Source organism: Pseudoalteromonas sp. (genome assembly GCF_041629635.1).
Classification (GTDB): Bacteria; Pseudomonadota; Gammaproteobacteria; order Enterobacterales; family Alteromonadaceae; genus Pseudoalteromonas.
Genome location: NZ_JBFKMX010000044.1, coordinates 1 through 25,834 on the forward strand (window position 1 = coordinate 1; position 25,834 = coordinate 25,834).

The window sequence follows — 25,834 nt, forward strand, 5'->3', positions numbered from 1 at the left end:
CCACGTTTTACACTGGCAAATTCAAGCCGTGGAAACTGCTGTTCGGTAACTTGGTTTGGCCCAACTAAAACGAGAGGCCATACTTGCATACCAGCGTAACGTCTTACTTGGTTAAACACATAACTGGCCATTTGCTCGATGCTACTGACTTGCTCAGGAAAAAATTCACCATTAGGTAAAATAAAACGCATGTCTTTGAGTAGCACATCCCCATCAAATTCTTGATAAGCCCATAAAAATGTATCAAGTATCCATGCTTCCGTCCCCTCATCAATAAGAGGTTGTGTTTTAACTAAATTGAGAAGCGTGTTTTTTAATCCAGAAACCATAATGCACAATCTTATAAAACCGATTGGATCATATTAATCTAGCCCTCGGGTTAAAATAAACCTTTTCAGATAAACGGGCTGAACTTTTATTCAAAAGCGTTTATTCTCATTGTGTTAAGCATATTTGAAATAGGAAATTACATGCGCGTTAAACTTACTATGGCCGCTGTTTTATCAGCATTAAGCTTTTCAAGTGCAGCAGATATTGCTGTAACAGGCTATTATGGTCAGTCACTAAACCAAGAACTAGTAACAGAGAAAGGCACAAAAATAGACATCAAAGATGATGCAAACTTTGGTGTTAGCCTTGATAAGCATGATGGTATTTCTAAATACGGGCTTTATTACTCAAACATGTCGAGTGTTCAACGTAACGCGCATGGTTATGAGCTTGATCTCGATTATTTATTATTTCAAAGTGCGGTTGTATTACCCGTTAGCAAAGGGCTTTCGAGTTATTTAGGCGCACAACTAGGTGTAAACCATATATCGTCAAATTTTTCAGATTCTGACACGTTTTTTGCAACTGGTTTATTTGGCGGCCTAGAGTATGAAATCACTAAAGACTTTGTTGCATTAGGGGAAGTACGCTGGCTCGCTACGATTCTCAAAAATGATTCTACAACAGTTTGCGAAGGTGGGGCAAATGGTACCCAATGCGACTGGTACTTTGATGGCGAAGTGCTTAATCAATTCCAATTTAATCTTGGTGTGATGTATCGTTTTTAAGAGCTAAATAAAATTAAAAAAGGAGCTGCAAGCTCCTTTTTACTTTTTATCAATTAGTTAAAATCTTTACGCATCCGTTTAATATCAACTTGTGGCGATTCATAGCCAGTAAATAACAACCACTTTCGACTTGGTACAAAACTCATACCACGGGAGCGTGAAAAACTGCGTTCAGGCACTCTCAACACATCCGAATCTTGTTTGGTTTCAAAGTCATAAAAACTCAAGCGATAATCATGGCCGCGCACTTTAAAGTAATAAATCCCCTGCTCTGTGACGTGCCAGCCTGTGCTATTTGCTAAGTCGAGATTTTTAATAAGCGGTTTTTCTTCTACTCGTTCGCCATTTAGGCTGACTTGCCAAAAACCGTTATCTCTTTTGAAAACAATAAGTTTATTTTCACTAACTTCAACAGCATGCCTACCAGCAGTGATACGAGTTGCATCACCATTCGCAATGTTAATGCGATAAACATCACCTGAATAAACAGAATAAAGAGATGTACTATTATGAGACCAGCGTGGTTTACTGTAATAGTTTAGGTCTGTTTTAATTTGTTTAAGTTCGTAGGTTGTTACGTTTAATACAAAGAGTAAACATTTTTCGCCATTGTTAGCGGTAAAAGCAATAAACTTACCATCCGGTGACCAAACAGGGTTATGTGCATGATATTTTAACTGAGTTAATTGCTTGCGATCTGCCCCTTCTAAACTGGCAATCCAAATTTCATCAAAGCCTGACTCATTGGAAATAAACGCAATTTTTTCAGCCGCTTCAGAATAATCAGGAAAACGAAAATTAAACTCCGATTGTATTAACGGAAATGGCGATGCGGCTACATCAGTATCTAACTCTAAGCGCATTATAGATGTATCGATTTTCCAATCGTGATAATACAGATTTCCAGCACGATCAAACTCAGGGTAGCTAAAGCCTTCAATATTAAGATTCGTTTGCTTTAAAGTAGTAAGATCTAATTCATAGCCATGACGATTACCGTGCTCAACCGCAGAAAAAACAATTATTTCAGAATTTGGCTGCCATGCTAAACCACGAATATCAGGTAGCCCTGTGACAACGCGCTTTTCCGTTTTGTCTTCTAAGTTATAGATAAAAATATCTTCGTTGCCGTTATCTAAATTACGTGAAATGGCTAAACGTTTACCAAGCGACCCAAAAGCAATGGCCTCAGATTCACCTAGTTCACATTGATTACAACGAATACGCTTTGCTGGTAGCTCTGTATTAAGCTCTTTAATATATATGCCACGTACTGGATTTTCAGGGTCAATACCGACATACGCTAATAGCTTTCCATCCGGCGATATAGCCACATCACTTGAAGCCGAATTAGAACACTCCCCCTGCTTTTCAATGGTAAAGTCATTCAGATTGATGCTCACTACTTCACATCGTGAGTTTAAACGACGGTAGTAATAAAGTTTAGAGTCATCATGTGCCCAGACTGAGCGAGATTCACTACCGGGTGTGTGCGTGATCTTAGTATGTAATAAATCAGGTTGTTCTAAGTCTTTACGATATAAATCGATTTGCCTATCCATTTGGCGCCACGAATAAACAACATAACGCCCATCATTAGAAATACTTGGAAATAACTCTCGACCAGGGTATTGCGTTATCAGTTCAGGCTCTTGATACACCATTTGTTGAGGCTTTGGCCACCAAATCCAAGCAACTGAAACACTGATAAGCATCGCAATGATAAAGCAAAACCACTTAATTTGCCGTGATGAAACTTGATATAAAACCTGCTCTCGCTGTTCGCTGTATTCTGGCTGCAAAAGTAGTCGATAACCCGATTTTCGAACCGTTTCTATATACTCTTGTTCTGAGTCCAGCTCTTTAAATGCTTTACGAAGATGCCAAATAGCATTAGTGAGTGCTTTTTCACCCACATAGCTATTCCCATCCCATACATGTTCAATAATTTGCTGACGCGTCAAAAGCTCTGGTTGCTGCTGAGCCAAATATCCGAGTAATTCAATAAACTTTGGCTGCAATGAAATAGAGACTTCATTACATACCAATGTGTGTTCAAGTGGGTTTACCTCAACCCTACCTAAGTAATATGACGCAGCGCTGTTCATCATCAATTTTGGTTTCGTTTTTATGGCTATTAGCTTACCTAATTATGCTAATTGGTTGCAAAGATATTGCGTTGAAAACATCTATTTTTGTTATTTACCGAAATTAAATACACATCACAAAAAACAATTAAACAATTGATAAACAAACAAAATAATACGATAGATACTAAATAGAGATTAAAAAGTGGAAGAATAGAGAGCCTGAGTGTTGAGCTATCCGCAACGCTACTTTAAAACCACATAGGCCTCCCTGGCTCGCTTTAATCATTTTGTAGCGCACATGATTAGAGCTTGCTAGTAACAGTGAATCAATAACTAACTTAATGCTTCCTGTTACTAGTGAATTTTTACAATAACTAAAAACGTTACTTTGGCAAATAAAGTAACAATACCTTTAAAGGGAAATCAACGTGGGAATGAATACTAAAAAATGTTCAATTGCAGCAGCAATTGCATTAGCCATCTCTGGCAATGCTTGGGCTGATGCAGAAGTAGAGCGCCAAGCGGTAGCTGAATCTAATAATATTTCACAGCAAGCAGCTAAAATAGAAGCGCCAGAAAAAATCACAGTAACAGGTTCACGTATCAAGCGTGATAGTTTTTCAGTTGCAACACCTATTGCAACAATGGACCGCAACGCAATTGATGACACAGGTCTTGGTTCATTATCAGAAATTCTGGTTAATGAATTGCCTCAAGTATCAGAAGGCTCAAGTAATACCAATTCACAATCAAGTGTACAAAACACGGGGCTTTCTACTATCGACTTACGTGAGCTTGGTACCAACCGTACGCTTACGTTAATTGATGGTCGCCGCGTAGTATCAAATTCATACTCAGGTAACTACGTTAGCTTAAGCACCATTCCAACCAGCATGGTAGATAAGGTTGAAATTATCACAGGTGGTGCATCTGCCGCTTATGGTTCTGACGCTATTGCAGGTGTTGTAAATATCATCACACAACAAGATAAAGAAGGTTTTAGCATTAAAGCCCGTGGTGGTGAGAGCACGGAAGGTGGAGCAAAAGAGTTCACTATTGATTCTGACTTTGGTACCACTTATGCAAATGACCGTGGTTATGCGTTTGTAAGTTTAACTTACGACGAACAAAAAGGCCTAAGTTACTGGGATCGTGATCGCGCACAACAAATGGATGCGTGGACATACGATGATGATGAAATGTGTAATGCAATGTTAACTGAGTCAGGTTATCAGTGCATGCGTGATATTTCTCGCGCAGATTGGCGTAGTTTAAGTGACTCGATCCCTGGCGGTGTATTTGACGAACAAAGTTCTACTCGTCCAGATGCAGGCTTTTGGTATGATGGGCAAACACTACGTGATGATTGGCATGAAGAGCGCTATGGCATCGACTACAACCAATACACTATGCTTAAAGTGCCAGATAAAGCACTTGCGATTGCTGGTAAAACTGAATTTGAAGTAAATGACGATGTAGAGGTTTATTTCCAAGCACAATACAGCAAAAACACCTCTGAAAACTTAAAGTCACCTGAAAGTGAAGATGAGTGTGATGCAATCATTACACATGATACAGCAACCGGCATATTTGGTTCAGACTGTATTGGTCGCATTCCTTACGATAACCCATATATGCCAGAAGAAATCCGCGAGCAAGCAAGTTCTCGTGGGGTAAAGTGGGATCGTAACTTTATTGAGGTTGGTCAAATCTCAAACAAAAACACTCGTGACACTTTACGTACTTGGGCAGGCGCGCGTGGTACCATTTGGAATGATTGGGATTGGGATTTATCTGTAAGCTACGGTAAATTCAAACAAGAGCAAGAACGTTCAAACGAGCTGTTTGTCGCAAATGTGCGTAATGCATTAAATGCTGAAGTACTGGCTGATGGCACCATCCAGTGTAAAGATGCAGACGCTCGCGCTGAAGGTTGTGTACCATTAAACTTATTTGGTGAAGGCTCTATTACACCTGAAGCGGCAGATTATATTCGCGCAAATACTGAGATCACATCTAACATCGAACAAACCACGGTAATGGGCTTTGTTGCTGGTGACCTATTCGATATGCCTGCAGGTGCTGTGTCTTCAGCGTTTGGTTTTGAGTATCGTAAAGATGAGCAAAGCGTTTCAACTAACGTTCCAGAAGGTGGCGTAACATTTAACTATGTACCTGACTTTAAAGGTGATGTAAGCGTTTATGAAGCATTTGGTGAAGCAGCATTTCCACTATTACGTAATGTAACAGGTGCACAAAGCCTAGATTTAGAAGTATCAGCACGTTTTGCTGATTACTCTTGGTCTTCAACAGGTTTAATTCAAAGTTATAAAACAGGCCTAATTTATGTACCAATGGATGGTTACATGGTTCGTGCTAACTGGGCTCGCGCACAACGTGCACCAACCATCACAGACTTAATGTCACCTCCACGTGGTGATTATGATTCGTTTAATGATATTTGTGATGGTGTAACGGCAACATCGACTGATCCTGGTCATGATAACTGTCGTCAAGAACCTGGCATCGCAGCAACAATTGCCGCTGATGGTGAATTTGAAGATGATAACAACGGTTACTCACCAAACGTTGGTAACAGTGAGCTGAAAGAAGAAACAGCGGATACCTTTACGTTTGGTGTATCGCTTGCACCTTCATTTATCGAAGATTTCCGTTTAGCAGTTGATTACTACGACATTCAAATTGATGATGCAATTACTTCACTATCAAATGAAGATATTATCGGTTTCTGTTATAACTCTGCATTGCCTTATGGTAATGACAATGAGTTCTGTAATGACATCACTCGTAATACCGAAGGTCAAATTGAAGAAGTACAACAACGTTTAATCAATACTGATCAAATCCGTACTAAAGGTTACGATGTTGCTGCTGAATACCGCTACGAACTTGGTGAGTACGGTAACTTACGCTTCAAAGCTGACTGGACGCATGTTATTGAATATTCAGTAACAAGCACAGGTCCAGACGGTCAATTTAGTGATACGTATGAAGGTGTACTCGTTAATGATCTATTTGAAGATAAAGCATCTGCATCGTTAACTTGGTATAAAGATGATATCCGTGTTCGTTGGAGCACACGCTATAAGAGCGGTATTCGTCGCAGCCAATCTACTCATGAAGCATGGTTAGACGATATGGCTGCAAATGATGAACGCTGTGCAGCTGGCTCAGCTGACTGTATCGCTAACCCTGAAGCACTTTGGGGTAACGAATTACCATCAGTAACCACGCACAATATTTCAGCTTCATACACAATGGATATTGGTAGTAACAGTGAACTGCGTTTATTCGGCGGTATTAACAACCTATTTGACGAAAAGGGCCCATTCATTATTGGTGGTTCTGGTAACTTCGACAGCGCTTATGGCGGTGGTCGTGGCCGCTTTGCATACTTAGGTGCACAATACAGCTTCTAATTTAACATTTCCCAAATGTTTGTTGCTTAAAAGCCAGTAAAGTTAAGCTTTACTGGCTTTTTTTATATCTCTGCGTATACTCCCGCTACTAAGTTTTCACCTTCCAAAAAGCATGCATATGACAATTAAATTTCCTTACCGCCTAGACAAGTTTCTGAGCCATTTTGCCGAAGTCCCTCGTTCTAAAGCAAAAATTGGCATTAAAAAGAAACATGCTACGATAAATGGTGATGTTGTTATAAAAGCAGATACTCAAGTAAATGAAGGCGATAAAGTTACTTGGTATGGTGAAGATATTTTTGCTGTAGGCGATCGTTACTACATGCTAAACAAGCCTGAAGATTACATTTGTGCTAACAGCGACGAAATGCATCAAACCGTATTTGATTTACTCGATGAGCCTATGATGGATTCACTCCATGTTGCTGGGCGATTAGACATTGATACCACGGGTTTGGTATTGCTTACCTCTGATGGGGAATGGAGCCATAAAATCACTTCACCTCGCCATCAAAAATACAAAGTATATTTAATTGAGACTGAACACCCTATTACAGATGAAATGTGTGTACAACTAGAGCAAGGTGTCATGCTACATGGTGAAAAAAATGCAACTAAACCTGCTATCGTAGAAAAGCTTGCTGACTACTCACTCAGGCTTTCTATTTATGAAGGAAAATATCACCAAGTTAAGCGTATGCTTGCCGCTGTAGAGAACCGCGTTGTTGCGCTTCATCGTGAAAAAATTGGCACTGTTGAACTTGATCCAGATTTAGCGCCTGGTGAGTACCGCCCATTAACACAGCAAGAGATTGAAACAATTTCCAATTAGACTCCTCTTTTCCCAATATGAAATTTAACCATCGATTAACACTTGATTAAACACTAACTAGCGGTTAGTGTTTAATCAAATGGTATCTAAGAATCGATTAAATAAAGATAAAAAGCAAAAAGTATATAATCAATTCCTCTCTCACTTGAATACCACTATAAGATGGCGTTAATGATTAATTATGCCTAGTATTTAATCACTAGCAGCCAACAGTGCCCCACCTTCAAAAGTAGTTGTGAGGAACAGCCTATGCATTCGATGACCTTAAAAAGTAAAATAGTCATATTTGCGGTTATTTTATTTCTTTCCTTAATTACACTTGCCGGTCTTGGTTTAAAAGCACTCAGGCAAGCAAGCGAAATGGACAACATTGCACGTATAAATCAGCTGATGAAAAGTACAGTCAATATTGTCGCGCAGTTTGAGCTTGCGAGCAGAAGTGGGAATTTAAGCGAACAGCAAGCAAAGCAACTCGCCACGCAAATGCTAAGAGAAAACAAATACCATGATTCAGAATATGTGTATGTAGTAGATAACCAACTTAACTTTGTTGCCACCCCACATGATCCTCAGCTTCACGGCACCAGCTTTAACGATTTTAAGGATGCAAGTGGTTCAAGTATTGGCGCCATGGTAGAGCGATTAGTTGGCAGTAAAACTGGCCAAATCATTACCTATCATTGGGACTCAGAGCGTAATGGAGAAGTTGTTGACCTTACTTCTGTGGTGCAAAAAACCAGAGATTGGGGATGGTATATCGGTACCGGCATAAGTTACAAAGAAGTTGATGAACGCTATTGGCAAACAGCCAGTTGGCTTTTAACCCTTTCAATAGTAATTGCTGTAGTACTTTCTGCTGCACTTGCTAAATTTGGTTTAAATTTAAATAAATCGTTAGGCGGCGAAATAGACCGTGTACAGTCAGCGGTAATGAGTACATCTCGGGGCAATTTAAAAACCATATCAGATTTTGAAAAAGCCGATGAAAACAGTGTTGCAGGTGCAATTAACTATATGCAATTAGGTCTTCAAGGCGTGGTAGGAGGTATTAAAAATGTTTCGGACTCACTACAAGATGAAGTGCGCGCATCAGAAACACGTTCAGCTGAACTTGATCAATTAACTAATTCTCTCAGCAAAGAAACGCAAGTGGTTGCCTCAGCTATCACCCAGTTAACTGCATCAGCAGCCACCGTAGCAGATCATGCAGAGCAAGCCGCGTATTCGGTAAAAGAAGCTGAAGAACAAGGACAAAGCGCTAATATCCTAACCGAAGAAGCCGCTAAAACAATCGAGCTGCTTGAGCAACAAATCGAAAATGCCGGTAAAAATATTCAAACACTTGATGATGAAGTTAATAACATTGAAAGTGTATTAAGTGTTATTCAAGGCATTGCCGAGCAAACAAACCTACTTGCACTTAATGCTGCAATTGAAGCGGCTCGTGCGGGTGATCAAGGTCGTGGATTTGCGGTAGTTGCAGATGAAGTACGACAACTTGCACAGCGAACTCAAGCGAGCACCGAAGAAATTCAGCAAATGATAACCAAGTTGCAATCAGCTACTAAAGATGCAAAAGCATCGGTAACACAAAGTATTTCAACCAGTGAAGAAACGGTAACTAAGTCACAAAAGGCAGCAGAAGAACTCGCGCGCATTGCACAGTCACTCTCGGCAATTACGGAGATGAGTCATCAAATTTCGGTGGCTGCGAAAGAGCAATTACAAGCGGGTGAAGATACAGCGCAGCGTGTGGTGCATATTTCAGATACCGCAGAAAACACCGCACGTGTATCATTAGATGCGCATAATGCGACCGATCAAATTAAGTCGTTTACTGTAAGTCTAGAAAAAGAAATTGCTAAATTTGAAGTCTAGTTGAGTTAAATTTGAAACCGAAAGTATTAAACACTTTCGGTTTCAAATGATTTAATCAGGTTATAAAGCCCTGTTAAACAGCCTACTTGATAGGTTGCCCCCACAGTATCTTCAACTTTATCCCCTTCATGGTTTATCCAGCAGGTATCTAGACCGGCATTTTTACCACCCAAAATGTCAGAACTCAGTGTGTCACCTACCATCAATACGGTGGATTTTTCTGGACTGCCAAACAACTGCAAGGCATGGTCAAAAATTGCGATATTTGGTTTTGCTACACCAACCTGCTCTGAAATAATCACATGTTCAAAAAAGTGCGTTAAATCAGTACGAGCTAGTCGCACTTGCTGCAGTGCAGTAAATCCATTGGTGATAATTGCAAGCTTTGCTTTACCATGCAGCAGCTCTAGTAACTTTCGTGCACCTGGCAAACATTGACAAATATCTGCCATTGCCGCAATAAATTGCTGATTTAATAGCGCAGGATCAACATCTAATTTGTCGCCCCAAAGCGTAAAGCGTTTTACTTGTAACTCTTTCGCGCTAATGGTGCCATTTTGGTAATCAATCCAAAGTGGTTTATTAACCGATTGAAATTCATCAAAATCTGATTTTTCAAATACGATATTGTAATTTGAAAAAAGCTGTTTTAAGCCTGCAAAAGCATCGAAATGAAACAAGGTTTCATCAGCATCAAAGACGATCCATTGGTACTTCATTAATTATCCAATTTACACATTAAACAGTTGTTGATTAACAAATGGCGCAAGCGCGGTAGTAATCGCCATGGTATAAACGCTCTCGCGGGTAACTAAATTATTAGTTAATAGCGCCATTGCACCACCTTTTTGTTTAACATTTTCAGTATTAAATAACCTATCCATCACATGGCCTAACTCTTCACCTTCACATAAAGCTTGGTAAACCACTTTTGGCATGGGTAAATTACTACTGCGGCCAATTTGCACATGCTGTTTGTTATCAATCACAATATAAGCAAAAGTTGCTGGGCCATACTTAAAATTATCAACGCCACCTTCGATAGCAACATACCAATCTGCCTGAAAGTGCTTTTTTGCATAAGAAACTCGATTTTCTGCACCAAGCAAGGTTTCTTCGGCTGTCATTGGCTGGTCGGCGACCCCTGAGGGTGCTGAAACCCCTTCACAACTAAATACCACATCAGGAAACATGGCTGAAAACGCATTTTTTACCGCATTGATTTTGACTGGATTTTTTGAACCGATAATAATTTTTTGGCTTTTTTTACTCATTACGTACAATTCTTATTAAATTAAAAGTCGTCTATCACTTTCTTAATGTGGTGCGAGTTTTTATAATACCGCCATTGTGCTAACTGCCCATTCAATTAGCAAGTAGGTGGTTTAGCGAAATTTTAGATTTAGGAAACATTATGAGCCAAGCTCGTGGTAATTTATTTATTTTATCAGCGCCATCTGGTGCGGGTAAATCTAGCTTAATCAATGCGCTACTTGAGCGTCATAGCGATATGAAAGTGTCGGTATCACACACTACACGCTCTCCTCGTCCCGGTGAAGAAAATGGCGTGCACTATCATTTTGTAACACAAGATGAATTCAAACAGGTGATTGCTGACGATGGTTTTTTAGAGTGGGCTCAAGTATTTGATAATTACTACGGTACTTCAAAGCAGAGTATCGAGGCACAGTTGGCAAATGGTATCGATGTATTTTTAGATATTGATTGGCAAGGTGCGCGTCAAATTCGTGAGTTGGTTAACGATGTTCGCACTATTTTTATCGTTCCGCCATCAAAGCAAGAGCTTGAGTCTCGCCTTAATAATCGCGGCCAAGACAGTGCTGAAGTAATTAAAGGTCGCATGGCTAAAGCCCAATCAGAAACGTCACATTACAACGAATATGACTACTTGATTGTAAATGATGATTTTGATACTGCACTTTACCAGTTGGAAAGCATCGTTTTTGCTTCTCGTTTAGCACAATCTAACCAAGCACTTAAGTATCAGCATTTATTGCAGGATTTATTGGCGGATTAAATTGATCCAAGTATTGGCTATTTTCTTCGCATCAAGTAAACTACGCTTTTGCGAATGATAAATTTTTGGAGTGCCTAATGGCTCGAGTAACTGTTGAAGATGCAGTAGATAAGATTGGTAACCGTTTTGACCTTATTTTAGTTGCGGCTCGCCGTGCGCGCCAAATCGCAACTGGTGGCAAAGATCCTATGGTTGATGCTGAAAACGATAAACCTACTGTTATCGCACTACGTGAAATTGAAAAAGGATTAATAACTAACGATTCTTTAGATTCACTAGAGCGTGAAGACCAGCAAAACCAAGAAGCGGCTGAACTAGCTGCGGTTGCTGCTATCGTTGGTGGTCACCAATAAGCAAATAACTTTGCTTACTACTCTTACTATCCTTTGCAGAGTAGTCTTACCAGCGACTGTTTGACTTTTAAATAAAAAACAGTCGTTGGCAATCCCTTCCAATTCATCGTATATTGTAATCAATTCCCCTCTATAGCTAGTATTGGAGCATAAATGTATCTTTTTGAAGGTCTTAAAAAGAACATCTCAAACTATTTAACACAAGAACAAGTTGAGCTTGTGCAAAAAGCCTATGTAGTAGCGCGTGATGCTCACGAGGGACAAACGCGTTCAAGCGGTGAGCCTTATATCACTCACCCTGTTGAAGTAACTCAAATTCTTGCCAATATGCGTTTAGATCATGAAACGTTAATGGCTGCATTAATGCATGATGTTATTGAAGATACAGACTTTAGCCAGCAAGACCTAGCTGAAATTTTTGGTGATACCGTTGCTGAATTAGTTGAGGGTGTATCTAAGCTTGATAAGCTCAGCTTTAAAGATCAAAAAGAATTCCAAGCCGAAAACTATCGCAAAATGATTATGGCAATGACGCAAGATATTCGCGTTATTCTTATAAAACTGGCAGACCGTACGCACAATATGCGTACCCTTGGAGCACTTCGCCCAGAAAAACGTCGCCGCATTGCCCGTGAAACCCTTGAGATTTTTGCACCGATTGCCAACCGCCTTGGTATTCATGATATTAAAAATGAATTAGAAGATTTAGGTTTTCAAGCGCTTTACCCTATGCGTCATCGCGCATTAAAAAATGAAGTAACGAAAGCGCGTGGTAACCGTAAAGAAATTATTCAAAATATTCAGAACGAAATTATCTCTCGTATTGAAGAATCAGGTATCAAAGTTGATGTGTCAGGTCGCGAAAAGCACCTGTACAGCATTTACCGTAAAATGCTTAATAAAGAGCTGATGTTTAACGAGGTAATGGATATTTACGCGTTCCGTATCGTTGTTGATTCAATGGATACTTGCTATCGCGTACTCGGTGTCGTTCACAATTTATTTAAGCCCATTGAAACCCGCTTTAAAGATTATATTGCCGTACCAAAAACCAATGGTTATCAATCGTTGCACACCTCATTAGTCGGCCCTCATGGTATTCCAGTGGAAATTCAAATTCGTACCCACGAAATGGATCAAATGGCAGACAAAGGGGTTGCAGCACATTGGCTTTATAAGAAAGCCGGAGATAGTGCAGGCAATACTGCGCAACAGCGAGCTCGTCAGTGGATGCAAAGCTTGCTTGAGTTACAACAAAGCGCAGGCTCTTCATTCGAATTTGTTGAAAACGTTAAAACAGAGCTCTTCCCTGAAGAAATTTATATATTTACTCCAGATGGTCGCATTATCGAGCTACCTATGGGTGCAACGGCAGTAGACTTTGCCTATGCAGTTCATACCGATGTTGGTAATACATGTGTTGGTGTGCGAGTAAACAGAAAGCCTTACCCTTTGAGTGCTGCGCTTGATACAGGTCAAACGGTTGAAGTTATTACCAGCTCAGGTGCTCACCCCAATGCCACATGGCTTAACTTTATTGTTACTGCAAAAGCCCGTATGGGAGTGCAAAAGTACCTTAAGAAGCAAGAGCACGAGGAAGCACTACAGTTGGGTCGTCGCTTGCTTGAATCAGCACTTGGCGAACACCACCTGAGCGATATTAGTGATGAAGCCTTAGCGCGCACTGTTAAAGAGCACAATGTAGATTCGCTTGATAAGCTACTGACCGAAATAGGCACCGGCAACATTCTCAGCATGCTGGTTGCCAAACGCATGTTACAAGAAGAGGGCCAAGAAGTAGGCGATATTAATCACAGCAGCAAAGCTGCTATAATTGGTACTGAAGGCATGCTGGTGAACTATTCAAAATGTTGCCGTCCAGTGCCTGGAGATGAAATTGTGGCGCATATCAGTCAAGGTAAAGGCCTTGCAGTTCACCGCCAAGAATGTAAAAACATTCGAGGCTGGCAACAAGAGCGCTCTAAGTACTTTATTGTAAAATGGGAAGATAACCCAGAGAAAGAATATATTGCAGCACTTCGTGTTGAAATTATAAACCACCAAGGCGCACTCGCTAAACTTACCAGTCTAGTATCAACGACAGCGGCAAACATTGTCGAAATTAGTACCGAAGAAAAAGAGAGTAACTTATACCTAATTGATCTAGGTATTACAGTGAAAGACCGCGTCCATGTCGCTAACATAATGCGCCGTATTCGAGTAATGCCCGATGTACAAAAAGTATATCGTCGTAAGTAATAAAGAAGATAAATTATGACAAAATCTATTATTAGCACTGATAAAGCACCAGCAGCTATTGGTACTTATAGCCAAGCTGTTAAAGTAGGCACAACAGTTTACCTTTCAGGTCAAATCCCGCTAGTTCCAGAAACAATGGAAATGGTGTCAGATGATTTTACTGAGCAAACACATCAAGTATTTAAAAACCTTGTGTCAGTTTGCCAAGCTGCTGGAGGCGAAATCCAAAATATGGTTAAGGTAAACATCTTCCTTACCGATTTATCAAACTTCGCTACAGTTAACGAGGTAATGAGCCAATACTTCCACGAACCATATCCGGCGCGTGCAGCTATTGGGGTTGCACAACTACCAAAAGATTCACAAATTGAAATTGACGGTATTTTAGAGCTACCATCAACTAATTAATCATTTTTGCTAAGATATGCAAAATAATAACAAAAATTAAATAGAAAGGGCTGTTAAGCCCTTTTTTTTATGCTAAAAAAACATATATAGTTTGTTAATCATAATGGCTTAGGAGCTTAGGTGTTTACTCTCAATAACGATAATCAAGTTGTACTAACGGTTTCTGAGCAAACGCCGATGCCGCCAAGTGCGGATTTTATATTTCAAGCACTTGCTAACTCTGAGTTTGCCGATTGTTATGTATTAACTAATGAGGTTAAAGACGCTTTCCGCTCAGGAGAGTTTGAAACGCTGGTCGTGGCAGAAAAACATGATGCGACTTTAAAAATCACCTTAGCTGATGACAAAATGTCTGCAACAGCAACGCTTACAACGGCTTATGGCGGTGAACTTATGTCAATGAGCACTGCACTTGAGATTGTTAATGAGGCTAAAGTTACTCGAGGTTTTAAAGAGTCTTTACTTGAGTCTCTGCTAGGCAAGCAATTTGAGTCACTACCAGGCAAAGAAATATCAAATGTTATTGCCAAAGGTCAACTTCCTACAGCAGGTAGAAATGGCTATTTGGAGAAAAACATACAAACCCTTGCCGATCGTATTCGTCAACCTAAACGACGTGAGGATGGCTCAGTTGATATGCGTGACTTTGGCGCTCTTGCCAGCGTTAAACCGGGTGATACTTTAATGACACATCACTTTGCCACACTTGGTCGTGATGGTTTTAACGTAATAGGTGAAGTGCTAAAAGCTAAACCCGGAGATGAGGTGAAGCTGATCCCCGGAGAGGGTACCAAACTAAGTGGTACCGATAATAAATTTTTGGTGGCTACCACAGCTGGAGTACCTGTCGATGATAAGTACGGCATGCGCGTAGATGATGTATTTACCATTCCGAATGTTGATGTGAAATCTGGTCATATTGATTTTGATGGCTCTGTGATAATTACCGAAAACATCGAACCAGGTATGAAAGTAACAGCAAAAGGTGATATCACTGTGTTTGGCAGTGTCGAATCAGCCGAATTAAATGCCACAGGTAGCATTGAGATAAAAGAAGGTTGTTTAGGACACACCAAAGATAATGATGAACTATCCAATAAAATTATTTGTGATGGAAATTTAACGATAAGCTATGCACAGTATACTTATCTTCAAGGCAACCAAGTAAAAATTAAATCACAAGCCAGCCACTGTCAAATTAAAGCCAAAAATGAACTGATGATTGGTAATCCAGAAAAAGGCGATGGAAAACTCATTGGTGGTAAGGTACTTGATGCCAAAACCATGATTTGTGGTGAAGTTGGCACTGAAAAAGGCGCACATACCCAAATTCATTTAGGACATGCTGCTGTTCTGCTTAAAAACCGAACAGATGCAATTTTTGAACAAGTCCGCTTATGTAACCAACAATTACAAGATCTTGAAAATGATTTTGATAAAGCCCTTACTGTTGAAGATGCTGATCAGCAACAAAATCTGTTAATCGAAATTTCAGATAAGCAAAGCATCAACGAACAACTAATTCAATTACTTCCTAACAAAGCAGCTAAATTAGATCGTGCTGTTAACATGCTGCGCGATTACTGTTATCTAGAAGTACAAAAGTCGCTTCACTCAAATGTTGAGCTGCGTATTTTTAATAAACTGCTTAAAACTGCGCGCAGCTATCCGCCGCTGACTGCTCGCATTGAAAAGAACAAAATTGAATTAGACTTTAAAACGACCTAACCGCCATGACGCAGTACAAAATGGATAGCCTCGACAAATCAATTCTTCATGCCTTAATGGAGAATGCACGAGTACCTTACTCTGAGCTTGCGAAAAAGTTTGATGTGAGTGCTGGTACAATTCATGTACGCGTCGAAAAAATGAAACAAGCCAATATCATTGCAGGCACAAAAGTGTCAGTTAATGAAAAAAATCTTGGCTACGATGTATGCTGTTTTATTGGTATCAATCTTAAAAATGCCAAAGACTACCCAGATACAATTAAACGCTTAGATGCCCTTGATGAAGTGGTAGAAGCATATTACACAACGGGTAATTACAGCATTTTTATCAAAGTGGTTACACGTTCAATTGACCATTTGCAGGATGTGTTAATTAATAAAATCCAAGCCATTGATGCAATTCAATCAACCGAAACACTAATTTCATTACAAAACCCAATTAACCGCGATGTCACGCCATAGGCACAATCATTGCGAGACCTCTTACAGCTAGGTATAATCGCCGCGAATTTTCCGGAGAATACCCATGGCTGATAACCGATTTAAACGCGTAAAAACTGTACTCGACAAACGTCAACTAGACTTAACCGTATGTTTAGATGAAGTACATAAACACCATAACTTATCAGCTATTGTGCGTACTGCAGATGCAGTGGGTTGTCATCATGTTCATGCTGTTTGGCCAAAGGAACAAAGACGCCTCACAAACAATACATCTGGCGGCAGCAAAAACTGGGTTGAAACCCATATGCATAACGATATTGACGATGCCGTTAAAGCAATTCGTGAACAAATTCCTGGCGTGCAAGTATTAGCAACTAACCTGTCTGAAAGTGCGGTTGATTTTCGTGAAATAGATTACACCAAACCAACTGCGATTATCGTAGGCCAAGAACGCGATGGCATCTCAGACAAAGCGCTCGCTCATGCCGATCAACATATCATCATTCCAATGGAAGGCATGGTGCAATCATTAAATGTATCCGTTGCCGCAGCGTTAATTCTTTATGAAGCGCAGCGTCAACGTGAAAATGCCGATATGTATCAGCCTAATGACAATCTCGATAAAGATACCAAGCACACCTTGCTATTCGAAGGCTGTCATCCAATTATCGCCCAGCAATGCCGCCAAAAAGGTCTACCTTATCCAGCACTGGATGAAGAAGGTGAAATCGTAGCCGATGAGGCTTTTTGGAATACGCTGCGCTTTACTAAACAAGCTTAAAATACTGGTTATTTTTACAGTTCTCTATTGCAACTTTAAAGTTAACCTGTTAAAAAACCAAGGAAGGTAAATATTAAAGGATGGTTATGGCAATTGATCTTGCCTCATACCCAGTCACAGAACTCAAAGGTGCTGGGCCAAAAATTGCAGAGCGTTTAGCGAAACTGCAGGTTTTTACCGTCCAAGATTTATTATTCCATTTGCCACTGCGTTATGAAGATCGCACTCGTATCTACCCAATTTGCGAGCTGCAAGCGCATTACCATGTCAGCATTGAAGCAACCATTGAAAACACCAACATAAGTCTTGGTAAACGTCGTATGCTTAATTGCCAAGTTAACGACGGCACAGGTCGCTTAACATTGCGCTTTTTTACCTTTACAGCTGCGCAAAAAAACAATCTAGCTGTTGGCAGTAAAATTCGTTGCTTTGGCGAAATTCGTCGCGGTCGTAATGGCTATGAAATGGCTCATCCAGAATATAAAATCTTAAACGATAATGGCTTTAATGAAATGGAAGAGTCGTTAACCCCTGTTTATCCAACAACTGAAGGGTTAAAACAGCTATCGCTTAGAAAGTTATGTGATCAAGCTGTGACGTTATTAGAGCGCTACGATATTGAAGAATTACTGCCAAGCCAATATCAGCCACAGGGGTATAGTTTAAAACAAGCACTACTCACCTTACATAAACCAAGCCCTGAAGAAAGCACCTTATTACTTGAGCAAGGTCTACATCCTGCACAGCAACGGTTAGCCTTTGAAGAAATCCTCGCTCAAAACCTAAGCTTGTTAAAACTGCGTGCCAAAGGACAGGTTCATTTAGCGGTAACCCTGCCACCTACCAACCCCCTTGAACCACAACTGCTTGCGCAGCTACCTTTTACGCCAACCAATGCGCAACAACGTGTTGTTGCTGAAATAAAGCAAGATCTTACTAAGCCCTACCCTATGATGCGTCTCGTCCAAGGTGATGTTGGGTCTGGAAAAACCTTAGTAGCAGCGATGTCAGCACTTACAGCTATTAGCCAAGGCTATCAAGTGGCTTTAATGGCTCCGACAGAGATACTCGCTGAGCAACATGCCAATGCATTCCGTAACTGGTTTGAAACTTTAGGCATTACCACAGCTTGGCTTGCTGGCAAAACAAAAGGGAAAGAGCGCGCATTAGCGCTTGAGCAAATTGCATCGAGCGAAGCGCAGATGGTAATTGGCACCCATGCACTCTTTCAAGAGCAAGTCACTTTTAATAATTTAGCGCTTATTATTATTGATGAGCAGCACCGCTTTGGTGTTCATCAGCGCTTAGAACTGAGGGAAAAAGGCAAAAATGGCAACTGTTATCCGCATCAGTTAGTTATGACCGCCACACCAATTCCTCGTACACTCGCAATGACTGCGTATGCAGATTTAGAAACCTCAATTATTGATGAGTTACCACCGGGAAGAACTCCCATTACAACAGTGGCGATCCCAGATACACGCCGCCAAGATATTATTAAACGCGTCCAGCAATCAGTGATTCAAGATAAACGCCAAGTGTATTGGGTATGTACACTGATTGAAGAGTCAGAAGCATTACAATGCCAAGCAGCTGAAGATACCGCAAAAGAACTAGCAAATTTGCTGCCTGATGTGTCCATAGAACTTGTTCACGGCCGAATGAAGCCAGCTGAAAAACAATTTATTATGGCGGAGTTCAAGGCGGGTAGAATTGATGTTTTAGTTGCCACAACCGTGATTGAGGTGGGTGTTGATGTACCCAACGCTAGCTTAATCATTATTGAAAATCCTGAACGCTTAGGGCTTGCTCAATTGCACCAGCTACGAGGCCGTGTTGGTCGCGGGGCTGTAGCATCACATTGTGTACTGCTATATCACCCACCGCTGTCGACCACCGGACAAAAACGACTAGGTGTGCTGCGCGACAGTAATGATGGTTTTGTTATTGCTGAGCGTGATTTAGAAATACGCGGCCCAGGTGAAGTGCTAGGAACAAAACAAACAGGACTCGCCGAATTTAAAATTGCCAATTTAGTAAGAGACAAAGCGGTCGTAACGCAAGTTCGCCCTGTTGCTAAACGTTTTATAGAAGAACATCAAGATCTTGCGGAAAAAATCATTACCCGCTGGTTACCCAATAAAGAACAATTTGCCCAAGCTTAATTTATTTTTTTGCTCTCGCGAGTACGCTTGGGGGCATTTTTGCAGCAAGCAGCGCCAGTTTCTTTTCGACTTCTTTGTGCTGCTGTTTATCATAAATCAGTGCACCATTGAGCCAGCGATAAGCATCTTCAAAATCTCTTGGACTACCCAGGCCAGCATTGAATAAATCCACTAAACGTATTTGCGCATTAAGATTACCAAGTGATGCCGCTTCTCTTAAATAGACGATGGCTTTATCTAAATCGCGTTGTACCAATTGACCTACATGATAATAACGTCCTAATTGCTCAAGCGCAGCAGCTAAGCCTTGATCTGCAGCTTCACGCATGTAATACACACCTAAGTCTACATCACGCTCAACACACACAGCATAAGCAAGCATATCGCCATAGAGGAATTGATATGCAGGTACTTTCATTTTACTCGCGCGCGCTTCGATATCTTGCACTAACTGACAATCATCTAATTTTACGCGGGTTAAATGTTCGTTTTTATTTATTAATTTAATTAACTCATCTTGGCTGTAGATTTGCACTGCTTGAAGCTCTGGTGTTTCAGCAAATACATCTGTAGCACTGAGTAGTAAGCAAGATGCTATAGCAGTTAGACTCAATGTTTTAACAAATAAACTCATATATATACTCAAGCAATTTCATATGCCGCAATCGCGATAACAACTACCAAATATTGATACAAAATATATACCAACTTGTAAATTTCAGGCATAAAAAAAGCTGCCATAAGCAGCTTTTTTTTAGAAATCTAGATTATTCACCAAATGGGTTACGAACAATCATTGTTTCTACACGGTCAGGACCTGTCGAAATGATATCGATTGGAACACCTGTGATTTCTTCTAAACGCTTGATGTAGTTGCGAGCAGCTTCTGGTAAACCTTCATAAGTAGTTACACCAAAAGTATTTTCACTCCAACCAGGCATTTCTTCGTATACTGGTGTTACTTTCTCGTAACCTTCAGCAGCTAATGGTGTTACGTTTGTAACGGTACCATCTTCTTGCTTGTAACCAGTACAGATCTTAATTGTTTCTAAGCCATCTAAAACATCAAGCTTAGTTAAACAGAAACCTGTAATTGAGTTAATTTGAATCGCGCGGCGCATTGCAACAGCGTCAAACCAACCTGTACGACGTAAACGACCCGTAGTAGCACCAAACTCGTGACCTTTCTCACCAAGGTGTTTACCAACTGGATCTTGCTTGTCTTGGCCGTCATAAAGCTCTGTAGGGAATGGACCCGAACCAACACGTGTTGTGTATGCTTTAACAATACCTAGTACATAATCTAAGTTTAATGGACCAAAACCAGCACCGGTAGCAACACCACCAGCTGTTGTATTTGAAGATGTTACGTACGGGTATGTACCATGGTCGATATCAAGTAATGTACCTTGAGCACCTTCAAATAAAATGTGCTCGCCGTTATTGCGTGCTTGGTCAAGTAACTCAGTAACATCAACAACCATTGACTTAAGTGTCTCAGCAACTTCCATTGCTGCATCAAATGTCTCTTGATAATCAACAGCATCTACTTTGTAGTAATTAACAAGTGCAAAGTTGTGGTACTCAAGTACTTCTTTTAGTTTCTCAGCGAATAACTCTGGGTTAAATAAATCGCCAACACGTAAACCACGACGTGCAACTTTATCTTCGTATGCTGGACCGATACCACGACCTGTAGTACCAATTGCTTTAGCGCCACGCGCTTCTTCACGAGCCATATCTAATGCTACGTGATATGGAAGAATTAGCGGACACGCTTCAGAAATTAATAAACGCTCTTTTACTGGCACGCCACGTTCTTCTAGCATGCCGATTTCGCGCATTAGTGCATCAGGTGCAAGTACAACACCATTACCAATAATACATTTTACATTGTCACGTAAAACACCTGATGGGATAAGGTGAAGAACCGTTTTCTCACCATTAATAACGAGTGTGTGACCTGCGTTGTGGCCACCTTGATAGCGAACAACTAAAGACGCTTTATCTGTAAGTAGGTCTACAACCTTACCTTTACCTTCGTCACCCCATTGGGTGCCTAATACAACGACGTTTTTACCCATTGTAACTTCACTTAAAGAAAATTAGGCGCAGATTCTATCAAAAAACAGGGGTAAAGATCACCCCGTTTCGAAGATTTTTTCATCATTTTATCTAAATAACTTTAATAAATTTGGTATATACAAGTACTTTACACCCTGATGTTTTTAGATAATTTACTAATTAGTTTAAATTATATTTAATCACTAACTTTTTTAATTTTTACTTTTTTATCCATAGAAAAATAAACCAACCGACTAAAATTAGAGCAATACCTACAACTCGAAGTTGCCCGTCCGATAACTGACTTAACTCTCTTAAATACTCACGCCATTTAGCTGGGAAAAGCGCCGGGCCTAATCCTTCAAAAATAAGTAACAACGAGAAAGCCAAAAGCAACACATCAAAGCTCATTATTCTCTCCACAAAAAAGCCCTGCAACTGCAGGGCTTAGTTAATTAATAAGCAATTCTGATTATTTTCCAGTTTGCTTCATGTATTTAAAGAAGTCGCTATCAGGACTTAATACCATCAGATCTTCTTTATTCTTAAAGGTTGCTTTGTAAGCATCAAGGCTGCGTAAGAAGCTGTAGAATTCAGCGTCTTTGTTGTAGGCATCTGCATAAATTTTTGCAGCTAGCGCGTCACCTTCACCGCGCACACTTCTTGCATTACGCTCTGCATCTGCCAACATAACAGTAACTCGACGGTCTACATCTGCACGAATTTCTTCTGCCTTTTCCATACCTTCTGAACGGTGCTCTTTAGCTACAGCGGAACGCTCTGCACGCATACGTTGGAAAATTGAGTTACTAACTTCCGTAGGTAAGTTAATTTTCTTCACTCGTACGTCAAGCACTTCGATACCTAACTCAGCTGCACTTTCAGAGGCTTGTGATAACGCTTCTTGCATTAGTGCACTACGCTCACCAGATACAATTTCACGAATCGTACGCGAACCAAAGTTTGTTCTTAAACCGTTGTTAACTTTTTGCTTAAGTAGTGTTTCTGCATATTGCTTATCACCACGTGCACGGAGATAAAATTTACTAAAATCTTTAACTCGCCACTTAACATATGAGTCTACAATAAGGTCTTTCTTTTCACTCGTAACAAAGCGATCTGGCGAACCATCTAGTGTTTGAATGCGTGAATCAAGTTTGCGAACTTGTGAGATAAACGGCACTTTAAACTGCAAGCCTGGTTGATACACAACTGCGTTATCAGCACTATCTTTTTTAACTTTACTGAATTCTAGGACAATCGCTTTTTGACCTTCAGGTACCACAAACACACTAGAGAAAGCCAGCATTGTTATAAGAACAGCAATAACTAATCCGAAGTTTCTCATTGATTGTATCTCCCAGAATTATAACGGTCGTTAGAATAGCGATCACTCGATGAATTCAGTTGACTGTTTTGCGAAGTTCCTAATTGCTGCCTTAAATTATCAACGTCGTTGCGTTGTTTTACAGGTGTTGCGTTCGATGATGATTGTTGAATAATTTTATCAAGTGGTAGATACATCATATTATTACCACCTTTTACATCAACAAGCACTTTAGAGGTATTGCCTAATACCTCCTCCATTGCATCAATATAAAGTCGCTCACGGGTAACTTGTTTCGCAGCTTGATACTCAGGAAGTAATCGTTCAAAACGTGCAATTTCACCCTGAGCTTCAAGAGTAACACGTTCCTTATACGCTTCTGCTTCTTGCGTCATACGTGTTACACGACCACGCGCACTTGGTTCAATTTCACGGGCATAAGCTTCAGCTTCACGAATAAATCGCTCTTCATCTTCTTGCGCCGCAATTGCATCATCGAATGCATCTTTAACTTCTGCCGGAGGACGCGCATCTTTAAAGTTAACATCTGTCAATACAATACCTAAGTTGTAAGGAGTAATGATTTTCTCAAGCTCCTGCCAAGTGTCTTGACGAACTTGCTCACGACCTTTAGTCAAAACGTCATCCATTTTCGCATGACCAACAACATAGCGCAGCGCACTGTCCAATGCTTGTTGCAAGCTGTGATCGGCATCAGTCACACTAAAGCGATATAGGTATGCATCTGTTACACGATACTGTACAACGAACTCTACACTTACTACGTTTTCATCTTCTGTCAGCATAAAACCAGATGCAGATAATGAGCGAACTGCTTCAATATCAACAGGGATAACACGATCAACAAATGTCATCTTCCAGCGTAAACCGGGTAATGCGATTTCATGAAATTGGCCAAAGCGAAGCACAACACCACGCTCTGCTTCTTTTACTGTGTAAAATCCACTGATTGCCCAAACCGTTAATGCGATAATTAAAACAAAAACCAGTGCAGGGCCACTTAAACCACCATTGCTCGATCCTTTTTTTCCGCCAAATATGCCACCAAAACGGTCGCCATATTTACGAAATACTTCATCTAAATCAGGTGGACCCTGATCTCGACCGCCCTTATTATTCCATGGGTCTTTGTCGTTGCCATTGTTACCCGGCTCGTTCCAGGCCATAGCGCCACTCCAATATTAATAATTAAAATTAAACTTTGGTAAATTTACCAAAACCTTAGGGGATTTTCTAATTTTTACGGTAAACAAATATTATTGATAAATTAAACCACTAATTCTTCTATTTGTTCACCAAACTCTTTTTTCAATCTCTGCCAATCAGACATTGGTAATCTAACATCCAATAACCAATTCCCCAGTTCATCAAAGTTTTCTTGTTGAACTGCGTTTAATCGGTATAACGCACCTTGCAATCGACCTAGTTGCGGCGGAATGCGTATATTTTGATGAAACATTTGCTCCGCTAAACATTCACCAATTGCTTGTAACAACAACTCACATCCAACACCAGTTTGCGCTGAAAGCCAAACCCGAATTGGCCTACCTTCGTCATTGCGATCGATACGCGGTGACACTTCTTCGACTAAATCTATCTTGTTATAAACAAGTAACTGCGGCACTTCATCAGCTTCAATTTCGCTCAAAACATGCTGTACTTGTTCAATATTCTCTTGCCTACGCGCATCAGCTACATCTACCACATGCAGTTGTAAATCCGCTTCTCTAGTTTCAGCCAATGTTGATTTAAATGCAGCTACCAAATCATGCGGTAAATGACGAATAAAACCAACTGTGTCTGCAAGGATCGTTGAACCTAAGTCTGGTACTTCAATTTTACGAAGCGTTGGATCTAGAGTTGCAAATAATTGGTCTGCAGCATATACATCGCTGTCTGTAATGCGATTAAATAAGGTCGATTTACCTGCGTTAGTGTATCCAACTAATGATACGGTTGGAATTTCATTTCGGTTTCGTGCTCGACGTCCTTGTTCACGCTGTTTCGCTACTTTTTCTAAGCGTTTTAAAATATTTTTGATCTTGCCACGAATTAAACGTCGATCAGTCTCAAGCTGTGTTTCACCCGGCCCACGAAGACCAATCCCCCCTTTTTGCCTTTCAAGGTGCGTCCAACCACGAATTAATCGTGTTGAAATGTGGCGCAATTGAGCAAGCTCAACTTGCAGTTTACCTTCATGAGTTCGAGCGCGCTGTGCAAAGATATCGAGGATTAAACTCGTTCTATCGAGCACACGACATTTACATATCGCCTCTAAGTTACGTTCTTGTGAGGGGGTTAATTCGTGATTAAAGATGATTACATCTGCATCGTGGATTTTGACAATCTCAGCAATTTCTTCAGCTTTACCGCTACCGACAAAAAACTTGGCATGCGGAGACTGACGACTGCCTTGCACAATCGTCAATGCATTAACACCAGCTGAAGAAACGAGCATTTCCAATTCTTGCAAATCTTCACGATCGCCTTCATTTGGAAATTCGATATGAACTAAGACTGCCTGTTCACCGGCTTCATAACGGTCAAACAAGCATTAAACTCCTATTAATTAGTAGTTACCGCTCTCGTCTTCTGATCCTTGCGTCGCTTGGAAATTAACAGCGCGCGCAGGTACAACAGTTGAAATAGCGTGTTTATAAACCATTTGGTTTACTGTGTTTTCTAATAAAATCACAAATTGGTCAAATGACTGAATTTTACCTTGTAGCTTAATACCGTTAACTAAATAAATTGCTACAGGAATACGTTCACGGCGTAACGCATTTAAAAATGGGTCTTGTAATGATTGGCCTTTTGCCATTGTTATTTTCCTTAGTTCTAGGTGTTCTTATAAAATTCGATAACTCTAACGAATTCAATTATTTTTACTGCACCACTATACTAGCTTAGCGAACTTAACACGCGTTGCAAGTTTTCTTCATCGCC

At 40.4% G+C, this 25,834-nt stretch carries 22 protein-coding genes and 1 pseudogene; 12 read left to right on the forward strand and 11 right to left on the reverse strand.

The window, feature by feature from the left end:
- Positions 1 to 329, reverse strand: a pseudogene (locus ABYD77_RS08340) (hypothetical protein); the annotation flags it as partial.
- A gap of 141 nt (positions 330 to 470) precedes the next feature.
- Between ABYD77_RS08340 and ABYD77_RS08345 the strand changes: the two are divergent.
- A complete protein-coding gene (locus ABYD77_RS08345) occupies positions 471 to 1,058 on the forward strand; it encodes a hypothetical protein (RefSeq protein WP_372768835.1) in 588 nt (195 codons plus the stop codon).
- A 53-nt stretch (positions 1,059 to 1,111) separates the two neighbouring features.
- Here ABYD77_RS08345 and ABYD77_RS08350 read toward each other — a convergent pair whose 3' ends face one another.
- Positions 1,112 to 3,169, reverse strand: a complete 2,058-nt coding sequence (locus ABYD77_RS08350) for a winged helix-turn-helix domain-containing protein (RefSeq protein WP_372768837.1) — start codon at positions 3,167 to 3,169, stop codon at positions 1,112 to 1,114.
- Between the two features lie 413 nt (positions 3,170 to 3,582).
- Here ABYD77_RS08350 and ABYD77_RS08355 point away from each other — a divergent pair, with 413 nt between their 5' ends.
- The 3 genes from ABYD77_RS08355 (at position 3,583) to ABYD77_RS08365 (ending at position 9,298) form a co-directional block, all read left to right on the forward strand.
- Positions 3,583 to 6,588 carry a TonB-dependent receptor domain-containing protein gene (locus tag ABYD77_RS08355; RefSeq protein WP_372768839.1) on the forward strand — a complete coding sequence of 1,002 codons (3,006 nt, stop codon included), beginning with the start codon at positions 3,583 to 3,585 and terminating at the stop codon, positions 6,586 to 6,588.
- Positions 6,589 to 6,712: 124 nt separating this feature from the next.
- Complete coding sequence (rsuA, locus tag ABYD77_RS08360) at positions 6,713 to 7,420, forward strand: 16S rRNA pseudouridine(516) synthase RsuA (protein ID WP_372768875.1); 708 nt, start codon at positions 6,713 to 6,715, stop codon at positions 7,418 to 7,420.
- A gap of 249 nt (positions 7,421 to 7,669) precedes the next feature.
- The gene (locus tag ABYD77_RS08365) at positions 7,670 to 9,298 is read left to right on the forward strand and encodes a methyl-accepting chemotaxis protein (RefSeq protein WP_372768841.1); all 1,629 of its coding nucleotides are present in this window, start codon (positions 7,670 to 7,672) and stop codon (positions 9,296 to 9,298) included.
- Positions 9,299 to 9,324: 26 nt separating this feature from the next.
- On the opposite strand, the gene yjjG is transcribed toward ABYD77_RS08365, so the two are convergent.
- Complete coding sequence (gene yjjG, locus ABYD77_RS08370; protein WP_372768843.1) at positions 9,325 to 10,017, reverse strand: pyrimidine 5'-nucleotidase; 693 nt, start codon at positions 10,015 to 10,017, stop codon at positions 9,325 to 9,327.
- Positions 10,018 to 10,029: 12 nt separating this feature from the next.
- Complete coding sequence (yjjX, locus tag ABYD77_RS08375) at positions 10,030 to 10,572, reverse strand: inosine/xanthosine triphosphatase (RefSeq protein WP_372768845.1); 543 nt, start codon at positions 10,570 to 10,572, stop codon at positions 10,030 to 10,032.
- 140 nt (positions 10,573 to 10,712) lie between these two features.
- On the opposite strand from yjjX, the gene gmk reads away from it, so the two are divergent.
- The 8 genes from gmk (at position 10,713) to recG (ending at position 19,476) form a co-directional block, all read left to right on the forward strand.
- Positions 10,713 to 11,336, forward strand: coding sequence for a guanylate kinase (gmk, locus tag ABYD77_RS08380; RefSeq protein WP_372768847.1), 624 nt, complete (start codon positions 10,713 to 10,715; stop codon positions 11,334 to 11,336).
- 77 nt (positions 11,337 to 11,413) lie between these two features.
- Positions 11,414 to 11,689 (forward strand): DNA-directed RNA polymerase subunit omega, encoded by a 276-nt coding sequence (gene rpoZ, locus ABYD77_RS08385; RefSeq protein ID WP_372768849.1) that lies wholly within the window; start codon positions 11,414 to 11,416, stop codon positions 11,687 to 11,689.
- Between the two features lie 153 nt (positions 11,690 to 11,842).
- The gene (gene spoT, locus ABYD77_RS08390; protein WP_372768851.1) at positions 11,843 to 13,948 is read left to right on the forward strand and encodes a bifunctional GTP diphosphokinase/guanosine-3',5'-bis pyrophosphate 3'-pyrophosphohydrolase; all 2,106 of its coding nucleotides are present in this window, start codon (positions 11,843 to 11,845) and stop codon (positions 13,946 to 13,948) included.
- Positions 13,949 to 13,963: 15 nt separating this feature from the next.
- Complete coding sequence (locus ABYD77_RS08395; RefSeq protein ID WP_372768853.1) at positions 13,964 to 14,356, forward strand: RidA family protein; 393 nt, start codon at positions 13,964 to 13,966, stop codon at positions 14,354 to 14,356.
- 120 nt (positions 14,357 to 14,476) lie between these two features.
- The gene (locus tag ABYD77_RS08400) at positions 14,477 to 16,084 is read left to right on the forward strand and encodes a DUF342 domain-containing protein (protein WP_372768855.1); all 1,608 of its coding nucleotides are present in this window, start codon (positions 14,477 to 14,479) and stop codon (positions 16,082 to 16,084) included.
- Between the two features lie 5 nt (positions 16,085 to 16,089).
- Positions 16,090 to 16,548 carry a transcriptional regulator AsnC gene (asnC, locus tag ABYD77_RS08405; protein WP_372768857.1) on the forward strand — a complete coding sequence of 153 codons (459 nt, stop codon included), beginning with the start codon at positions 16,090 to 16,092 and terminating at the stop codon, positions 16,546 to 16,548.
- A gap of 64 nt (positions 16,549 to 16,612) precedes the next feature.
- Positions 16,613 to 17,311: a tRNA (guanosine(18)-2'-O)-methyltransferase TrmH gene (trmH, locus tag ABYD77_RS08410; RefSeq protein ID WP_372768859.1), complete on the forward strand. Its 699-nt coding sequence runs from the start codon at positions 16,613 to 16,615 to the stop codon at positions 17,309 to 17,311.
- A gap of 86 nt (positions 17,312 to 17,397) precedes the next feature.
- Positions 17,398 to 19,476 carry an ATP-dependent DNA helicase RecG gene (gene recG, locus ABYD77_RS08415; protein ID WP_372768861.1) on the forward strand — a complete coding sequence of 693 codons (2,079 nt, stop codon included), beginning with the start codon at positions 17,398 to 17,400 and terminating at the stop codon, positions 19,474 to 19,476.
- A gap of 1 nt (position 19,477) precedes the next feature.
- Here the strand turns inward: recG and ABYD77_RS08420 are convergent, their stop codons facing one another.
- From ABYD77_RS08420 to hfq, 7 genes are all read right to left on the reverse strand, one after another.
- Complete coding sequence (locus tag ABYD77_RS08420; RefSeq protein WP_372768863.1) at positions 19,478 to 20,110, reverse strand: tetratricopeptide repeat protein; 633 nt, start codon at positions 20,108 to 20,110, stop codon at positions 19,478 to 19,480.
- A gap of 133 nt (positions 20,111 to 20,243) precedes the next feature.
- Entirely contained in the window at positions 20,244 to 21,560 is a 1,317-nt protein-coding gene (locus ABYD77_RS08425; RefSeq protein WP_372768865.1) for an adenylosuccinate synthase, read from the reverse strand.
- A 199-nt stretch (positions 21,561 to 21,759) separates the two neighbouring features.
- A complete protein-coding gene (locus ABYD77_RS08430; protein ID WP_372768867.1) occupies positions 21,760 to 21,951 on the reverse strand; it encodes a DUF2065 domain-containing protein in 192 nt (63 codons plus the stop codon).
- A 61-nt stretch (positions 21,952 to 22,012) separates the two neighbouring features.
- Positions 22,013 to 22,888: a protease modulator HflC gene (hflC, locus tag ABYD77_RS08435; RefSeq protein WP_372768869.1), complete on the reverse strand. Its 876-nt coding sequence runs from the start codon at positions 22,886 to 22,888 to the stop codon at positions 22,013 to 22,015.
- Entirely contained in the window at positions 22,885 to 24,054 is a 1,170-nt protein-coding gene (hflK, locus tag ABYD77_RS08440) for an FtsH protease activity modulator HflK (RefSeq protein ID WP_372768871.1), read from the reverse strand. The genes hflC and hflK overlap by 4 nt, the downstream gene beginning before the upstream one ends.
- A 101-nt stretch (positions 24,055 to 24,155) precedes the next feature.
- Positions 24,156 to 25,439 (reverse strand): ribosome rescue GTPase HflX, encoded by a 1,284-nt coding sequence (hflX, locus tag ABYD77_RS08445; protein ID WP_372768873.1) that lies wholly within the window; start codon positions 25,437 to 25,439, stop codon positions 24,156 to 24,158.
- An 18-nt stretch (positions 25,440 to 25,457) separates the two neighbouring features.
- A complete protein-coding gene (gene hfq, locus ABYD77_RS08450) occupies positions 25,458 to 25,709 on the reverse strand; it encodes an RNA chaperone Hfq (protein WP_038639716.1) in 252 nt (83 codons plus the stop codon).
- Positions 25,710 to 25,834: the final 125 nt, after the last annotated feature.

Excerpts from the sequence above, each read along its gene's own strand:
- ABYD77_RS08420 (WP_372768863.1), bottom strand. The coding sequence starts at position 20,110 with ATGAGTTTATTTGTTAAAACATTGAGTCTAACTGCTATAGCATCTTGC.
- asnC (WP_372768857.1), top strand. The coding sequence starts at position 16,090 with ATGACGCAGTACAAAATGGATAGCCTCGACAAATCAATTCTTCATGCC.
- ABYD77_RS08355 (WP_372768839.1), top strand. The coding sequence starts at position 3,583 with ATGAATACTAAAAAATGTTCAATTGCAGCAGCAATTGCATTAGCCATC.
- ABYD77_RS08430 (WP_372768867.1), bottom strand. The coding sequence starts at position 21,951 with ATGAGCTTTGATGTGTTGCTTTTGGCTTTCTCGTTGTTACTTATTTTT.
- trmH (WP_372768859.1), top strand. The coding sequence starts at position 16,613 with ATGGCTGATAACCGATTTAAACGCGTAAAAACTGTACTCGACAAACGT.
- hfq (WP_038639716.1), bottom strand. The coding sequence starts at position 25,709 with ATGGCAAAAGGCCAATCATTACAAGACCCATTTTTAAATGCGTTACGC.
- ABYD77_RS08365 (WP_372768841.1), top strand. The coding sequence starts at position 7,670 with ATGCATTCGATGACCTTAAAAAGTAAAATAGTCATATTTGCGGTTATT.
- recG (WP_372768861.1), top strand. The coding sequence starts at position 17,398 with ATGGCAATTGATCTTGCCTCATACCCAGTCACAGAACTCAAAGGTGCT.
- ABYD77_RS08395 (WP_372768853.1), top strand. The coding sequence starts at position 13,964 with ATGACAAAATCTATTATTAGCACTGATAAAGCACCAGCAGCTATTGGT.
- hflK (WP_372768871.1), bottom strand. The coding sequence starts at position 24,054 with ATGGCCTGGAACGAGCCGGGTAACAATGGCAACGACAAAGACCCATGG.
- gmk (WP_372768847.1), top strand. The coding sequence starts at position 10,713 with ATGAGCCAAGCTCGTGGTAATTTATTTATTTTATCAGCGCCATCTGGT.
- yjjG (WP_372768843.1), bottom strand. The coding sequence starts at position 10,017 with ATGAAGTACCAATGGATCGTCTTTGATGCTGATGAAACCTTGTTTCAT.
- spoT (WP_372768851.1), top strand. The coding sequence starts at position 11,843 with ATGTATCTTTTTGAAGGTCTTAAAAAGAACATCTCAAACTATTTAACA.
- rpoZ (WP_372768849.1), top strand. The coding sequence starts at position 11,414 with ATGGCTCGAGTAACTGTTGAAGATGCAGTAGATAAGATTGGTAACCGT.
- hflC (WP_372768869.1), bottom strand. The coding sequence starts at position 22,888 with ATGAGAAACTTCGGATTAGTTATTGCTGTTCTTATAACAATGCTGGCT.
- yjjX (WP_372768845.1), bottom strand. The coding sequence starts at position 10,572 with ATGAGTAAAAAAAGCCAAAAAATTATTATCGGTTCAAAAAATCCAGTC.
- ABYD77_RS08345 (WP_372768835.1), top strand. The coding sequence starts at position 471 with ATGCGCGTTAAACTTACTATGGCCGCTGTTTTATCAGCATTAAGCTTT.
- ABYD77_RS08425 (WP_372768865.1), bottom strand. The coding sequence starts at position 21,560 with ATGGGTAAAAACGTCGTTGTATTAGGCACCCAATGGGGTGACGAAGGT.
- ABYD77_RS08350 (WP_372768837.1), bottom strand. The coding sequence starts at position 3,169 with ATGATGAACAGCGCTGCGTCATATTACTTAGGTAGGGTTGAGGTAAAC.